General features: G+C 38.2%; 12 protein-coding genes. 4 read left to right on the forward strand and 8 right to left on the reverse strand.

All coding sequences use genetic code 11. The features are described 5' to 3' along the window. Nucleotides 1-57: 57 nt before the first annotated feature. Both HBN42_RS06245 and HBN42_RS06250 read right to left on the reverse strand, forming a co-directional pair. The gene (locus tag HBN42_RS06245; RefSeq protein ID WP_165994213.1) at nt 58-2,742 is read right to left on the reverse strand and encodes a cation-translocating P-type ATPase; all 2,685 of its coding nucleotides are present in this window, start codon (nt 2,740-2,742) and stop codon (nt 58-60) included. Nucleotides 2,743-3,072: 330 nt separating this feature from the next. Beyond that, nucleotides 3,073-3,459, reverse strand: coding sequence for a YwiB family protein (locus HBN42_RS06250; protein ID WP_165994214.1), 387 nt, complete (start codon nt 3,457-3,459; stop codon nt 3,073-3,075). An 84-nt stretch (nt 3,460-3,543) separates the two neighbouring features. Here HBN42_RS06250 and HBN42_RS06255 point away from each other — a divergent pair, with 84 nt between their 5' ends. The 4 genes from HBN42_RS06255 to HBN42_RS06270 all read left to right on the forward strand — a co-directional run bounded on the left by HBN42_RS06255 (nt 3,544) and on the right by HBN42_RS06270 (nt 8,395). Then, the gene (locus HBN42_RS06255) at nt 3,544-4,845 is read left to right on the forward strand and encodes an HD domain-containing protein (RefSeq protein WP_165994215.1); all 1,302 of its coding nucleotides are present in this window, start codon (nt 3,544-3,546) and stop codon (nt 4,843-4,845) included. Nucleotides 4,846-5,127: 282 nt separating this feature from the next. Then, on the forward strand, nt 5,128-5,937 hold the full coding sequence (yidA, locus tag HBN42_RS06260; RefSeq protein WP_165994216.1) for a sugar-phosphatase: 810 nt from the start codon (nt 5,128-5,130) through the stop codon (nt 5,935-5,937). After that, nucleotides 5,937-7,163, forward strand: a complete 1,227-nt coding sequence (locus HBN42_RS06265) for an aminoacyltransferase (RefSeq protein WP_165994217.1) — start codon at nt 5,937-5,939, stop codon at nt 7,161-7,163. Before yidA ends, HBN42_RS06265 begins: the two co-directional genes overlap by 1 nt. Beyond that, nucleotides 7,163-8,395, forward strand: a complete 1,233-nt coding sequence (locus HBN42_RS06270) for an aminoacyltransferase (protein WP_165994218.1) — start codon at nt 7,163-7,165, stop codon at nt 8,393-8,395. The genes HBN42_RS06265 and HBN42_RS06270 overlap by 1 nt, the downstream gene beginning before the upstream one ends. A gap of 253 nt (nt 8,396-8,648) precedes the next feature. Here the strand turns inward: HBN42_RS06270 and tpiA are convergent, their stop codons facing one another. The 6 genes from tpiA to ppc form a co-directional block, all read right to left on the reverse strand. Continuing rightward, on the reverse strand, nt 8,649-9,407 hold the full coding sequence (tpiA, locus tag HBN42_RS06275) for a triose-phosphate isomerase (RefSeq protein ID WP_165994219.1): 759 nt from the start codon (nt 9,405-9,407) through the stop codon (nt 8,649-8,651). A 214-nt stretch (nt 9,408-9,621) separates the two neighbouring features. Continuing rightward, nucleotides 9,622-10,818, reverse strand: a complete 1,197-nt coding sequence (gene tuf / locus HBN42_RS06280; RefSeq protein WP_165994220.1) for an elongation factor Tu — start codon at nt 10,816-10,818, stop codon at nt 9,622-9,624. A gap of 125 nt (nt 10,819-10,943) precedes the next feature. Beyond that, nucleotides 10,944-11,930 carry an anti sigma factor C-terminal domain-containing protein gene (locus HBN42_RS06285; RefSeq protein ID WP_165994221.1) on the reverse strand — a complete coding sequence of 329 codons (987 nt, stop codon included), beginning with the start codon at nt 11,928-11,930 and terminating at the stop codon, nt 10,944-10,946. Next, complete coding sequence (locus HBN42_RS06290) at nt 11,914-12,423, reverse strand: RNA polymerase sigma factor (RefSeq protein WP_165994222.1); 510 nt, start codon at nt 12,421-12,423, stop codon at nt 11,914-11,916. Before HBN42_RS06290 ends, HBN42_RS06285 begins: the two co-directional genes overlap by 17 nt. A gap of 237 nt (nt 12,424-12,660) precedes the next feature. After that, on the reverse strand, nt 12,661-13,935 hold the full coding sequence (ftsW, locus tag HBN42_RS06295; RefSeq protein ID WP_165994223.1) for a cell division peptidoglycan polymerase FtsW: 1,275 nt from the start codon (nt 13,933-13,935) through the stop codon (nt 12,661-12,663). 95 nt (nt 13,936-14,030) lie between these two features. Next, nucleotides 14,031-16,739 (reverse strand): phosphoenolpyruvate carboxylase, encoded by a 2,709-nt coding sequence (gene ppc / locus HBN42_RS06300; RefSeq protein WP_165994224.1) that lies wholly within the window; start codon nt 16,737-16,739, stop codon nt 14,031-14,033. Nucleotides 16,740-16,883 lie beyond the last annotated feature (144 nt).

Below are 16,883 nucleotides of genomic sequence, written 5' to 3' on the forward strand. Positions count from 1 at the left end.
ACGAAAAAGAGATAAAAAAACAAACAGATTCCAATAACATCTGTTTGTTTTTTTAGTTTAAATAGCTTTTTCATCTAGTTTCAAAGCACGTTGAATAGCCTTAACAATTTCAACAAATACAACCATTAAGAAGCTTCCAATGATAACGACAAGCCATTGTGAGCCGCTAAGATGTGCCACATGGAAAAACTTGTTAAATCCTGGAACAACCACTGTCACCATCAACATCACAAAGGCAAGTGGGATGGAATAGTTAAAGAGTTTGTTCTTGAATAAACCAACTGTAAAGATAGATTGGTAAACAGATTTGACGTTATAAGCATGGACAAGTTGAATCAGCCCAAGAGTGACATAGGCCATTGTAAGGGCATCAGCATGGACATCATGATAGCTTGAATGTTCTGGGAACATCAAGGCATAACCATAGACACCTAGCACTAAGAGGGTCTGTAGAGCTCCTTGATAAAGGATGGCTTCTTTAACACCACCATCAAAGAAACTTGATTTGCGTCCACGAGGTTTATGTGACATAACACCAGGTTCAGCAGGTTCCACACCCAAAGCAATAGCTGGAAGGGTATCTGTGACCAGATTAATCCAAAGCAAGTGAACTGGCTGCAAGACATCCCAACCAAAGAGAGTGGCTAAGAAGATGGTGAGGACTTCAGCCATATTAGCTGAAAGTAGATATTGAATAGTTTTTTGGATGTTTGAGAAGACCTTACGACCTTCTTCAACCGCAACAATGATGGTAGCGAAGTTATCATCAGCAAGCACCATATCAGAAGCTCCCTTAGAAACCTCAGTACCTGTGATACCCATACCAATACCGATATCAGCTGTCTTAAGTGAAGGAGCATCATTAACCCCATCACCTGTCATGGCAACGACTTTACCTTCATTTTGCCAAGCTTTAACGATCCTTACCTTATGTTCTGGAGACACGCGCGCATAAACAGAATATTTAGTAAAGACCTTTTGGAATTCTTCATCACTTAGTTCATTAAGCTCAGCACCAGTAAAGACATGATTTTCATTATCACTCTCATCAATAATTCCCAGACGTTTAGCAATAGCTTCCGCTGTATCCTGATGATCCCCTGTTATCATGATTGGTCTGATACCAGCTTCCCTAGCAACCTTAACAGCTTGAGCTGCTTCAGGACGTTCTGGGTCAATCATACCTACTAGACCAGAAAATACCAATTCTGATTCCACTACTTCTGTTTCCAAAGTAGGCAAGGTTTCAGAATACTTATAGGCCATCATTAAGACACGAAGAGCTTGTTTAGCCAGACTCTTATTGGTGTCTAAAATATTTTTCTTATCAGCATCTGTGATTGGACGAACTTGTCCATTTTCTTCAATTTGAGTTAGACGTTTTAATAACTGATCTGGTGCACCCTTAACGGCAATAAAATAACGTCCGTCAGCTTGCTTATGAATAGTAGACATCAATTTACGATCAGAATCAAATGGTAATTCTGCCACCCGAGGTTCCGAAACCAGTGATTCACGCACATCAAAACTGTGGTCTAACCCAAACTGAACTAAGGCAGTCTCTGTAGGATCACCAATTAATTTACCAGACTGGTCAATCTTAGTATCATTTGCAAAGTTCATAACACGTAAAGTACTGTTATCAGAAGCTATTTGAGCTGAAGAACTTTGTAAAGTACCATTTGTATATACTTTTTCAACAGTCATTTGGTTCATTGTTAAGGTACCAGTTTTATCTGATGCAATAATTTCAGTAGAACCAAGTGTCTCTACAGCAGGTAACTTACGGATAATAGCATTTCGTTTAGCTAGAACCTGCGTACCTAGAGAAAGGACAACAGTAACAATAGCTGGTAGACCTTCAGGAATAGCCGCAACTGCAAGGGCAACAGAGGTCATCAAGCCTTCTAGTGGAGCTTGTCCTCTTAGGAAGACACCGACAGCAAAGGTAACCGCAGCAATAACTAGGATAGCATAGGTCAGAATCTTAGAAAGACCATCTAAGTTTTGTTTTAGAGGTGTATCAGTTTCATCGGCATTTGCTAACATACCAGCAATGTGGCCAACTTCTGTATACATACCAGTGTTGGTAACAACTGCTAGACCACGACCATAGGTAACGTTGGAGTTTTGATAAGCCATGTTTAGGCGATCTCCAATACCAGCATCTTCTGCTACTGCCACTGTTAAATCTTTCTCAACAGGTACAGACTCACCAGTTAGGGCAGCTTCTTCGATTTTTAAAGAATTAGCTTCTAATAGTCGCATGTCGGCAGGAACAACATCCCCTGCTTCTAGCAATACAATATCACCAGGAACAAGTTCTTTTGAATCCATCTCAATAACATGTCCATTACGGCGAACTCGGGCCAAAGGACTAGACATTGATTTCAAAGCATCAATAGCTGCTTCTGCTTGTCCTTCTTGGTAAACCCCAAAGGCGGCATTTAAAATAACAACAGCTAAGATAATGATAGCATCTGTTAATCCATGCATCCCTTCAGTGATGACAGACAATAGGGCAGCAACAATCAAGATAATGATCATTAAATCCTTAAATTGATCAAGGAATTTCATGAATAGACTTTTCTTTTGTCCTTCATCAAGTTCATTACGGCCATATTGATCTAGTCGTTCTTTAACTTGTTCAGTTGTCAACCCTTCAAGCCCAGTCTCTAACTGGGAAAGGACGGCCTCTTCAGACTGAACATAGTAGGCTTGGTGTTTTTGTTCTTTCGACAAAATAGAATCCTCCTTGGTCTCTTTATAAGGTGACTATATAAAAAGACCTGTTTATTTTTATTAAACAAGTCTCGCTGTTTCAGATTGTACCGGAAATTGACATTCCGTATTGACGATACAACCACGGTAACCCGTCTGCTACTCCCTTGATATACTCTCTATTATAGTAAAAATTCCAGAGAAATACAAGTAAAAGCCGTCAGAAAATGTTATAAACAGCCAAAGTCATCAGATGAGTAAAAAGGATTTTTAAATCTAATCAGATCTTTTTAGTCTTTTGCCCCGTTTTCATCTGATGATTTTCTTAGCTCTAGCTCTTGGGCACAAGTTTTAATACCATTTGATATTTAAAGAGTAGCTTGCAAAGAGGCCGTCATGAGTGGCATCACGTAAGTCATAGTTCATGCTAAGCTCTTTTAGGTCTTTGGAAAAGTGAAAAGAATTTGTATCTGTCACAAAATGCTGCAAACCTAGAGGAGTTGGTATAGCAATGGCTTGCTTTTGATCCCTATGGAATTTCATAAGAGACTTTGGTGTAGAATATCGCGTCATGGTCAAGCCCTTCTCATAGCACTTGAGAACCACTTTTTCCTTTTCGGGATTTTGATAAACAAAGTATAAAAAACCTGCCTTTTCACTGATTTGGCAATCATAAACTTCTTTTATTTCTTCGACATCATTATCAATTGTGATCTTATTATTGATTTCAATTTTCATACTTTAACTTTCTATCACTAACTTTATATTTGCTCCATTTTACCAACTTATACGCTTTTTTTCAATTTTTGTTATAATAGCCTTATGAATGAAAAAGTATTCCGTGACCCTGTTCACAATTATATCCATGTCAATAACCGATTGATTTATGATTTAATAAATACCACTGAATTTCAACGTCTCAGACGTATCAAACAAGTCCCGACTACTGCTTTTACCTTTCATGGTGCCGAACATAGTCGTTTTTCGCACTGCCTAGGTGTCTATGAAATTGCCAGAAGAGTGACCGAGATATTCGAAGATAAATATTCCAATGTCTGGAACAAGGAAGAGTCACTTCTAACAATGACGGCTGCTCTTTTGCATGATATCGGTCATGGAGCCTATTCTCATACCTTTGAAAAACTCTTTGATACAGATCATGAAGCCGTAACCCAAGAGATCATTACCAATAGTGGGACTGAAATTAATGCCATCCTGTCACGATTTTCACCTGATTTCCCCCATAAGGTGGCTAGCGTCATCAATCATAGTTATCCCAATAAACAGGTTGTCCAACTGATTTCCAGCCAAATTGACTGTGACCGTATGGACTATCTGCTAAGGGACTCCTATTTCTCAGCGACCAAGTATGGACAGTTTGACCTCATGCGTATTTTGCGCGTTATTAGGCCTATTGAAAACAAAATCGTCTTTGAAAAAAATGGCATGCATGCCGTGGAAGATTATATTGTCAGCCGCTTTCAAATGTATATGCAAGTGTACTTTCACCCGGCCAGCCGTAGTGTGGAATTAGGCCTACAAAATCTGCTCAAACGCGCCAAATTTCTCTACAAGAAAAAGCCCAGTTACTTTGAAAAGACTGCGCCCCGCTTGATGCCCTTTTTAGAAAATGATTATAGCTTAGAAGACTATCTAAAGCTGGATGATGGCGTCTTAAACACCTACTTCCAAGCCTGGATGTCCAGTGAAGATGATATCCTTATTGATCTTGCCAGTCGTTTTATTAATCGTAAAATATTAAAATCAGTGACCTTTGACCAAGAATCCCAAGATCAGCTAGACAAACTCAGAGAGCTCGTTGAGTCTGTCGGTTTTGATCCTGACTACTACACTGGCGTTCATGTTAATTTTGATCTGCCCTATGATATTTACCGTCCAGAAGCAGAAAATGCCAGAACACAAATTGAAATGCTTCAAAAAGATGGCAGTTTAGCTGAATTATCTCACCTATCCCCCATAGTTAAAACCCTTATGGGTACTACTTATGGTGACCGCCGCTTTTATTTCCCAAAGGAAATGCTTGATCTAGATGATCTCTTTTCATCATCAAAAGAAGAATTTATTTCCTATATTTCAAATGAGCATTTCCATTTTCCAAATTAAGGCTAGGAACAACCGTTTCCTAGCTTTTTCTTGTCTTCCTCATTTTGTTGAGACTTCAGTCAAAGACTACTAGCTGTTAGGACTTCTAAACTAATGACAAAAATGTCTTTTGAAAGCATAGACCTTCTACTCTTGGGAAATCTGCTAAGCTATAAAAACGTTTTCTTTTCCCAAAAGCAAGCTTTTAGCCCTGCAATTCATGACAAAAACAGTCTTTTTTAGTATGATAAAGGGTAGAAGTTTTTTTCGAAAATTTTGATGTTATTTACTAAGGAGAATCCCATGTCTATCAAACTTGTTGCTGTTGACATTGACGGCACATTAATTACTGACGACAGAAAAATTACGGATCAGGTTATCAGTGCTGTCCACGATGCCAAAAAAGAAGGCATACATGTGGTTATAGCGACTGGTCGTCCTATTGCAGGTGTCACTCACCTATTAGAAGAATTGCATTTAAATGAACCTGGAGATTATGTTATTACCTTTAATGGTGGTTTAGTTCAAGATGCTGCGACTGGTGATGAGATCGTTAAAGAAACCATGGCATACGAAGATTATAATGATATTGAGTTTCTCAGTCGCCAATTAAATGTTCATATGCATGCCATTACAAAAGAAGGGATCTACACTGCAAATCGTAATATTGGTAAATATTCTGTTCACGAAGCTACCTTAGTTAATATGCCAATTTACTACCGAACTCCCGAAGAAATGCATAACAAAGAAATTGTCAAAATCATGATGATTGATGAACCGGAAATCTTAGATGCGGCCATCAAAAAGATCCCACAATCTTATTACCAGAAGTACAATATTGTTAAATCAACACCATTTTATTTGGAATTTATGACCAAGTCTGTCAGCAAGGGAAATGCCATTATACACCTAGCTGAAAAACTAGGACTAGATATGTCACAAACAATGGCAATTGGTGATGCCGAAAATGACCGTGCCATGCTGGAAGTTGTTGAAAACCCAGTTGTCATGGAAAATGGCGTTCCAGAACTCAAAAAAATTGCCAAATATATCACTAAATCAAATAATGAAAGCGGCGTAGCGCATGCTATTCGTGAGTGGGTGTTAGACTAATGTACACATATAAAGTTGGAATAAGTCCTGATGAACATGACGCATTCCTTTTGGCCAATGAAAAATGTAATCTCTTGCAGAGTTCTAAATGGGGAAGTGTCAAAGAAGAGTGGGATCATGAGCTGATTGGCTTTTATCAAGATCAAGATCAAGAATTGGTGGCCACTGCTTCTATTTTGATTAAAAAACTCCCCTTAGGTTTTACCATGCTCTATATTCCACGCGGTCCTATTGTTGATTTTTCTAATTATGAGCTCCTAGATTTTGTCATCTCATCATTGAAAAAATATGGTAAAACAAAGCATGCTCTCTTTATCAAATGTGATCCAACACTCTTTATCAAACAGTATCAACTTGATAGTCCTGATGATAATGAAGAAGACGAGCTAACCCTTTCAGTAATCAACTTCTTATGCAAGCGTGGCCTTGAGTGGTCAGGTCGAACTAAGGATCTGTCTCTAACCATTCAGCCAAGACTTCAGGCCAATCTCTATGCTAATCAATTTGATCTGCAAAGCCTACCTAAGAAAACCAAGCAGGCCATTCGTACCGCTCAAAATAAAGGTATTGACATCCTAGTTGGTGGGGAAGAATTGCTGGCTGACTTTGCAGATTTAATGAAAAAGACTGAAGAACGTAAAAGTATCTACCTTCGAGGAAAAGACTATTATCAAAAACTAATGCAGACCTATCCTGATAATAGTTATATTACTATGGCCAAATTGGATTTGAAAAAGAGAAAAGAAGAACTGACAGAACAGCTAACAAAAGCTCTTAAGATAAAGTCAAATTTCACGGAAAAATCCAAGGAAACAAAGATCAAAGAAAATCAAAATACTATCAGCCGCATTGAAAAAGAATTAGATTTCTTGGAGCAAAAACTAGGGCTAGGTCATGAAATCGTTCCTTTGGCTGCTACTTTAACTGTGATTTTTGGACAAACTTCTGAAAACCTTTATGCAGGTATGGATGAAGACTACCGCCATTATCAATCAGCCATCCTCACATGGTATCAAACAGCTAAGGAGGCCTTTTCAAGGGGCTGCCACTGGCAAAATATGGGTGGGGTTGAAAACCAACTAGATGGTGGATTATTCCATTTTAAATCAAAATACAATCCTACCATCGAAGAATTTGCGGGTGAATTTAATATCCCTGTTAGTCCCTTATTTAAGCCAGCAATGCTAGCTTACAACTTACGAAAACAGATAAGGAGTAAACATTAATGGCGCTAATTAAACTAAGTGAAGAACGCTTTGAAGCTCATGCTAATTCTGTAAAAGATCGTTTTTTTGAACAGTCTGTCAGTATGAGCCATCTTTTAAACAAACGTGGTTATCAAACAGAATTAATTGGTTTTGAAGATGAAAACCATAACTTGCAAGTCTCTGCTGTCTTATTTAGTACCCCTATTGCGGGTGGTACACATATGGAAATACACTATGGGCCAATCTATAGTGATATCAACTATCTACAAGCCTTCCTAGAAGCTCTCAGAGATTATGCCAAAGAAAAAAAGGTCATGGAGTTAAAAGTAAAACCCTATGATACCTATCAAAGCTACGATGACCACGGAGAGCCAATTAGCCCAGAAAAGAAAGGAATCATAAGTCTCTTTGAAGCAGCTGGTTTTCACTTTGATGGTCTGACTTCTGGGTTTGAAAATAGTGACTGGCACTATATCAAAAGTTTAGAAGGCCTGACTGAAAAAACTCTGATCAATTCTTTTAGTAAAAAGGGCAAGCCCTTGGTTAAAAAATCAAAAACCTTTGGTATAAAAGTCCGTCAACTAAAGCGTGATGAATTAGAAGACTTTAAAAAGATCACTTCTTCTACTTCTGACCGTCGTGACTATAATGATAAGCCCCTTGAATATTATGAATTCCTCTTTGATTCCTTTAAGGACAAGGCTAAATTCTTAGTAGCTAGCTTAAACTTTAAAGACTATTATGCCAATCTGGAAAAAGACCAAGCAAAACTGCGGGCAAAATTGGATAAGCTTGAAAAGGATTTAGAAAGTAATCCCAATTCTGAGAAGAAAAGAAATCAGCACAAAGAATTTTCAAGTCAGTTTGAAACCTTTGAAGTACGAAAAAAAGAAGCACAAGCTTTTATTCAAAAATACCAGGATCAGGATGTTATCCTAGCAGGCTCTGTCTTTATCTTTACTGAGCAAGAAGCTGTGTATTTCTTCAGTGGCTCCTATCCTGAATTTAATAAGTTCTATGCCCCGGCAGTTCTTCAGGAATATGTCATGCTTGAAGCACTAAGGCGTGGCATCACAAGATATAACTTGCTGGGTATTGAAGGTGTATTTGATGGTTCAGATGGCGTATTAGGATTCAAGCAGAACTTTAATGGTCATGTGGAAAGAACAGCAGGTTCCTTCTCCTACTACCCCAACCCAATCAAACATAAAACCATCCAAGCTATCAAAAAGCTTTTAGGCAGAAACTAAGGTATTAAAGTGTAAATAAAGTGATGATTTCTCTTGATCATCACTTTTTGCTTTGCTATTTCAAAGAGCAATCTTATAAGAATGAGAGCTTGGCGAAGAAAGTAAAGTACAAGCTTCTAGATTTAGATTGGCTTTGACCTTAGTAGCTGAGGTCCTCAGGCTCTTAATTAGGCTTGCAATAGCAAGAGGTCACGACTTTCACCAACCGCCTAAAAAAGACTTCAGTTTTAAACTGCAGTCTCTTTTTCATTTCTTATTTTACAAAGTCAAGCAATGCTAGGAAGCTTTCTGCTTCAAGTGATGCACCACCTACTAAAGCACCGTCAACATCTGGACAAGCCATGTATGATGCTACGTTTTCAGGTTTAACAGATCCACCATATTGAACACGTACTTTGTCTGCGACAGCTTGACCGAAGTCAGCAGCAACAACATCGCGAACAGCTTTACACATTTTTTGTGCATCTTCTTGAGTAGCTGATTTACCAGTACCAATAGCCCAAATTGGTTCATAAGCAATAACTAATGAAGCAACTTGCTCTTCTGATAAGCCTGAAAGTGCTGCTGATACTTGCGCTCCAACAAACTCTTCTGCTTTGCCTGCTTCATAAGTTTCAAGGCTTTCACCACAACAGATAATTGGAGTCATCTTGTTAGCAAAAATAGCTTTTGCTTTCTTGTTGATGTCTTCATCTGTTTCATGGAAGTATTCACGGCGTTCTGAGTGACCAATAACCACATAGTCAACACCCATTTCATTAAGTACTTTTGGACTTGTTTCACCAGTAAAGGCACCAGAGTTTTCAAAGTAGCAGTTTTGTGCAGCAACTTTAAGATCTGAATCCTTTGCAAACCATAGTAGAGCGTTCAAATCTACTGCAGGTGCTGCAATAGCAGCTTCTACAAGATCAGCTGATGGTAATTTTCCTGAAAGAGCTTCTACAAATGCTTGAGTCTCTTCTGGGTTTTTATTCATCTTCCAGTTACCAGCAATAATTGGTTTACGTGACATATCACTTACCTCTTCTTTTTTTATTTACATCTACTATTTTACCATACAATAGCTTCCATTAAAAGAAATTCAACAGATTTTAAGAATATTTTCACAAAATAATCATAGCTTTCTGAAAGTTGAAAATAATGATACAGAAAAGAGAGCCTCCGAAAAGGCTCTCTACAACTAAGCTTGTCTGACTTGAATTGTTATTCTGGGAACTTAATTAAAATTAAGCTTCGATTTCTGAAACGATACCTGAACCAACAGTACGTCCACCTTCACGGATTGAGAAAGTAGTACCTTGTTCAACGGCGATTGGGTGGATCAACTCAACGTTGATAGTCACGTTATCACCAGGCATAACCATTTCTGTACCTGCTGGAAGTTCGATTGAACCTGTTACGTCAGTTGTACGGAAGTAGAATTGTGGACGGTAGTTGTTGAAGAATGGAGTGTGACGTCCACCTTCATCTTTAGAAAGGATGTATACTTCACCTTTAAATTTAGTATGTGGGTTGATTGAACCTGGTTTAGCAATAACTTGTCCACGTTCGATTTCGTCACGTTGAACACCACGAAGAAGGATACCTACGTTGTCTCCTGCAAGACCTTCGTCAAGTTGTTTACGGAACATTTCAACACCAGTAACAACAGCTTTTTTAGTTTCTTCTTTGATACCAACGATTTCGATTTCGTCGTTAACACGAACTGTACCACGGTCGATACGTCCTGAAGCAACTGTACCACGACCAGTGATTGAGAATACATCTTCGACTGGAAGAAGTAATGGTTTGTCAGTGTCGCGTTCTGGTTCTGGAATATATTCATCAACAGTGTTCATCAAGTCCATGATGATGTCTTCATATTTTTCATCGCCTTCAAGAGCTTTAAGAGCTGAACCTTGGATAACTGGTAGGTCATCACCTGGGAAGTCGTATTCTGAAAGAAGATCACGAATTTCCATTTCAACAAGTTCAAGCAACTCTTCATCATCAACAAGGTCAACTTTGTTCATGAACACGATAAGGTTTTTAACACCTACTTGGCGTGAAAGAAGGATGTGCTCACGAGTTTGTGGCATTGGTCCGTCAGTAGATGCAACTACAAGGATAGCTCCGTCCATTTGAGCGGCACCAGTGATCATGTTTTTAACGTAGTCCGCGTGTCCTGGCGCATCAATATGAGCATAGTGACGTTTTTCAGTTTCGTACTCAACGTGTGCAGTGTTGATTGTGATTCCGCGTTCGCGCTCTTCTGGAGCAGCATCGATAGAAGCATAATCTTTAGGTTGGTTAACTGAAGTAGGTAAGCGACGTGCAAGTACAGTTGTAATTGCAGCTGTCAAAGTAGTTTTACCATGGTCAACGTGTCCAATTGTACCAATGTTAACGTGGGGTTTACTACGATCGTATTTTTCTTTTGCCATTTTGGGAAAAGCCTCCAATAAAATATATTTTATAGATAGACGGTAGGCGTTACAGTCTAACTTTACCTTACTATTGTAGCAAATTCTAAGGAAAATGCAAGTGTTTTATGTTTAAAGCCTTTTCTTTATTTAGTTAGGTGATGATAGGGTTGAATTTGGACTGACTCACCGATATTAGAGGCATAAATCCACTTAGCCTTTAAGAGTTGCTCAAAGTTTTTGGCACGTCCACTGACCACTACTCCTTGGAAGGTCGCTTTTTTAGCAATGGGGTGTTTTGCCAGGTATAATTGCAATTCCTTATTGAAGTCAAAGCCAGTGCTTGTTGTATATTGGAAGTATTTTTCCTTTAGGTTCTTCTTGGCATTTGATCTAAAAAGATCATAACTGTGTTCAAAACTTTGCCAGAGTTTTCTTTTTTGACTACTGCTTTTATCATTATCTGTATCCACAGAAAAACCGATCTGACAAGCTGGACTTAGTTCACTTGTATTATAATTATTTGATTGACCAATCCAATACCATTCTGTGACCAGATTGCTTGGGATCATTTCTTGAATTTCTTTAAAGGTATAAGGCCTATCGAAACTAATGGCCATTTCAAGAACCTGCCCTGCCATCTGACTGGCTAAAGCAATGTCAGAAGTTTTTTTAAAGGTATCCCCCTGATGTATTTTGTATTTGTAATTGAAAAATTGAGGGATTTTCTGATGGCTTACTCTAGTATAAGTGGAATAGCCTTGATCAGCGAATTTATTGCTAATCACGTCTTCAGCCCCTTCTCCAAAAACAGAGTATTGGCGCTGATAGGTTTCATAGGGAACTTCAATGCCATCAATGGTTTTGGTGCGGTGGGAGATAAATTGCCCACTAAAGGGAGAATGCACCTGATAGTAAGCTGAATTGTAATCTACATTTGGATAGGTAATTTGACTAACAGTTGAATAGCTCTCCATTATCCGTCTTCCGTGTTTACTAGTTAATTCCACTAAGCCTCTGACCAGGAGCCCTAATAGGATGATAACACATAAAACACTGATGAGGACTGTCTTCCATAGTCTTTTTCGTCGACTATTTACTGCTATTTTTTCAAAATCACTTGAAGTCTTCATAATGATATCCTTCTTTCTCTAGTTCTTTCTTTAATTTTTGTCTGGCGCGGTACAAATCACTCTTGACCTTATACTGTGAGACATGCAAAACATTTGCAATTTCCTTGATGGAAAAGTCTTGGAAATAATACAAATCTAAGACCCAGCGATGGTGTTTTTTTAATTTCTGAATAGCCTGATAAAGAGGCAGGTAGTCTGGATGATCAAATTCGATTACCCAGTTCGACCTAAAAAAGTCACGTCGTAATATCTCTAAATACTTTTTCTCTCTTCGGTAGCAATCAATGTAATGCCTGACAGCAACACGGTACATCCACGAACGGACTTTCTGAGGTGCTATAACCGTGTCACTTTCCAGCCATTTTACCAATGTTTCTTGGCTAACGTCTCTAGCCACTTCATAAGGAGCACCTGATTTTTGTAAATAGGCTACAATTTCATTTGCATAGGATACTAACTCTTTTTCAAAGTTATTGAGCGTGATTTTCTCCACCTCCCCTCTTAACTATATAACGAATCATATCATGATTTGGTTACAAAAAATCTCCATTTTCAGGAAATTTCACTTCAAATCATTATTTTCCAGAAAAATCTTACTAGAAACAAGGACATTGCTAAAGTTAGTAAAGCTTATAAGAAAGTTTTTCTCCTTGCTGATCCAGCTAAAATAGAATTCCAAAAGAAAGACTGATAAAAAAAGATCGAAGAAAGAGCCCTTTCTTCAATCTTGTTATTGAAATTGCTTAAGATTAATGACATTGCCGCTTTCATCGCGAACTGTCTTACGGTAGGTTAATTCAGCTTCTTTTAAGATGTCTTCTTTTTTCTCATTGGCATCAATGTTTAAGACAAAGCCGATTGCTACTGAGAGAACCAATAGACTATTTCCCCCTTGGGATAGGAATGGGAAGGTAACCCCTGTTGAAGGAATCAAGCCTGAAATACCACCGATATTAACAAAAACCTGCATCAGTATCATCCCACCAACACCTAAGGCCATCATAGAGTTGAAAGGTTTCTTTGCTTTTATACCAACATTCATAATCCTTAGAATGAGGAAAAAGACAAGGGCTAAAATAAGACCTGCTCCAATCAAGCCTAGTTCTTCTATAACAATAGAGAAAACAAAGTCTGTCTGTGCCTCAGGCAAGTAACCTCTTTTTTCAATGGAATTTCCTAGTCCCATACCAAACCAACCACCATTACTCATAGCATAATAAGAATGAGCCAGTTGGTGACCAGAGTCTGTTAGATCGTGGAAGGGATTAAAGAAGGCCCTAAATCTTTTGGCAACATAACCAAACACAGGTATCTTAGCGACGCGATCAACACCAATGATAGAAATGCTCCCTAAAAATAGGGTAGATAAAACAGTGATGGAGACTAGTATAGCTGAAAACCAACGATAGCCTACTCCACTAACTGAAAATAAAAGAATAGCTGTTAAAACAATAATGGCAGCATTTCCCAGATCGGGCTGTGCGGCAACCAGTAGAATCATAATGAGTGAGTAGACGCGCCAATCCTTGAGATCACTAGCCTGCCTTGGCCACCATCTTCTCTTGGTAAGCTCCTGGTAATCATATATAGCTATACCTTCTTGTTTTTTTGAAAAGGTCAGCGCCAAATACCAGACCATCAAAACCTTCAAATACTCAGCTGGCTGAAAGCTTATGGGGCCCAAGACAATCCATCCATGGGCTCCATTTACTTCTTGAGTAAAAAAGCGAGCAACAAGTAAGAGAAAGACCTCTACCAGCATGGCTAGAGTTAAAACCTTCTGGTTGGTCAAAAAGTTCAGTTTCAATTTATAAATAAAGGCTATGGCCAATAAACTAATGACCCAGAAAGTCCCTTGGTTGATAACTGATCTAAATGGATTAAGATGGTACTGAATCAAGGTAGCACTGGTCGTTGAATAGACCATGATTAGGCCTATTACAGAAAGTATTAGATAAGGCAATAATATGGAATAATTAAGCAAATGCCTTTTATCAATTTTCATAGTTTCCCCTGTTTCTGAGATAATCTTTAAGCATTATAACATCTTTCTCAAGCAAAAAAAAGGAAAAAGGAAGCTTGGCTCCCTCCTCCTATTGATTAGCCAGAATTACGTAAACCTGTAGCAATCCCATTGATGGTTGTATGGATTAATCTTTCGTAATCTTCATTATGTTCTTCTTTTCGTAATCGTTTGATTAATTCAATTTGGATATAATTGAGAACGTTGAAATAAGGCAGCCTGAAGGCTAAACTTTGTTTTAATGAGGCATTATCTTCTAATAAATCGCTATGCTTTTGGATAGCTAAAATAATGTTTTTAGTTAATTGCCACTCATCAAGGATGGTATGAAAGACATCTCTAACCTCTTGGCTCTTTGCTAATTGCGCATATTGGAAGGCGATGTTCATATTTGACTTTGATAGAACCATGTCTACATTAGATAAAAGAGAATGGAAGAATGGCCAGCTTTCATACATGTACTGGAGCTGAGCTAGATTACCTTCTGCCTTATCAATGAAGTGTTTAAAAGCAGAGCCTACTCCATACCAACCAGGGAGCATAATCCGATTTTGCGACCATGAAAATACCCAAGGAATAGCCCGTAGTCCCCCTATTTCAGTAATGGTTTTTCTGGCAGCTGGGCGAGATCCAATATTTAAGCTCGAAACTTCCTTAATGGGACTGGCTTCAAAGAAATAGTTGTAAAAATGAGGATTCTCAAAAACTAATTGACGATAAATCAGCTGACTATCTTCAACAATACCATCCATTGTTTGTCTAAAGTGATCAATGTCATCAGGATTTGTTAACATCTTAGAGACCATTCGGTTTAGAGAGGCTGAAATGAGCATCTCAAGGTTATAATAGGCGACATCTCTGTTACCATATTTGTTTTCAATAATTTCACCCTGTTCTGTCAAGCGGATGCGATCCTTAATAGAACCAAAGGGTTGAGATCTGATAGCTTCATAGGATGGACCGCCACCACGACCAACTGTACCACCGCGGCCATGGAAGAAGGTTATTTTAATGCCCTTTTTGTCACCAATAGCAGTCAACTCATTCTGAGCCTTATAGAGTGTCCAGCCTGACGCCAGGTAACCCCCATCCTTATTACTATCTGAATAGCCTAGCATGATTTCTTGATAATTATCTTTTGAGGCAATCCACTTCTTAACAATGTCATAGCTTAGATATTGATCCATGATTTGCTTAGCATTTTCAAGGTCTTCAATTGTTTCAAAAAGTGGAACAATTTGAACTCTAGCCTTTTCCCTATCGACCAGGCCTACTTCTTTTAGGAGAATGGCTAATTCAAACATATCAGACACACTCTCGGTGTGTGAAATAATATGCTGCTTGATAATATCTTCTCCTAGTTGCTCTTTCAGATAGGCTGCCTTTTTAAAAATAGCCAATTCTTTTTGCAGTACTTCAGATTTTTCACAGTTAGATGAGGATAGGGTTCTAGGATCTTCACTTAATTCTTTGAGTAAGAGCTGACATTTTTCCTTTTCACTCAAACTACTGTAATGGTCATTAATGTTTGCTAGCTTTAAAAGTTCAGCAACGCAGGCTTCGTGAACACTAGAATCCTGTCTCATATCGATACTAGCAAGATAGAAGCCAAATATATCCAAGGACTGTAACAAGTCCCTAAAATCACCATCAATCAGTCTGTCATCACCATTATCTATCAAAGAAGCTTTAATAGATAGAAGGTCTTTTTTAAACTCATCAGCTGATTGGTAAGGAGCAATCCCTTCTGTTAACTCCCTCTTATCAGTAGACAGTGTAAGGAGGGTTTGGCTGAGGCGTGTTTTGATATAATGAAAAGCTTTGCGGTAAGGTTCATTTTCCCTGTAAATGGATTGATCCGTGGATAAGCGAGCAAGGTCTTTGACCTCTTCATTAATTGTCGTAAGGGTTGAAGATAAGGAAAAGTTCCGATAGAGGGCCGACAATTTTTCAATATAATAATGGATAATGGTTTGACTCTGAACCTTAGCAGATAAGTCTAGTGTTTCAGCACTGACATAGGGGTTGCCGTCTCTGTCGCCTCCTATCCACATTCCCATGCTAATTGGTTTTGCCTTTTCTAAGGAAAGACCCGCCTTTGAGGCTAATTCTTGAAAGTTGTTACTAAGATCTGTAATGGCTTCAATCAGTGATGATTGATAATATTGCATGACATTTGTGATTTCATTTTTAACCTTAAGTTTTTTCTCACGGATAATATCAGTCTGCATCAAGAGCTCAATATAACGGCCTAGTTCTTCACGCCATTTTCTTTCATTGAGCGTACCTGGTCTTGCATCACGGTAGCTTCTGAGGAGTTTATGGATTTTATTAGTCAGTTCAAGGACAGTCTTTCTTTGAACCTGAGTAGGGTGGGCTGTTAGAACTGGAACAACATTGACATTTTCCAATAATTCCTTGGCATTGTCTTTTTTAGAAACCTCAGCTATAGTGGCTGATAATTTTCCAAGATAGTCAGTGTCTGTATTGTTCTGATAGTTAATGTCATAGGCAAAATCAACATCTTCTGAGATATTTATTAATAAAGGAAGCATGGCAAAATACCGTGAAAATATGACCATTTCATCATCACTTAAGTCTTCGATGAATTTTTCCAAAGAAAAATGGTCTTGTTTTTCAGAAAGTTCAATTAAGCTATTAATTTTTCCAAATGTTTCATGGCCTATCATGCGACAAGTGGTATCATCTAGGAGTTCTTTTAAGATACTAATTTCTTCAGAAATGTTTGCTTGATGATGAGGGGTTTCTAATTTTTTAACTGACAATTTTTCGGCTCCTTCACTAATAACTTTGTATTCATCATAACACTTTTCCTACAAATTGATAGGGGTTTTACAAAAAAAGTCTGTTTTTTATAAAAAAATAAGTTCTTTTATTTAAAAACGGACGTTTTTATTATGCTTGTAGGA

Source organism: Streptococcus catagoni (assembly GCF_011421425.1).
In the GTDB taxonomy this organism is placed as follows: Bacteria; Bacillota; Bacilli; order Lactobacillales; family Streptococcaceae; genus Streptococcus; species Streptococcus catagoni.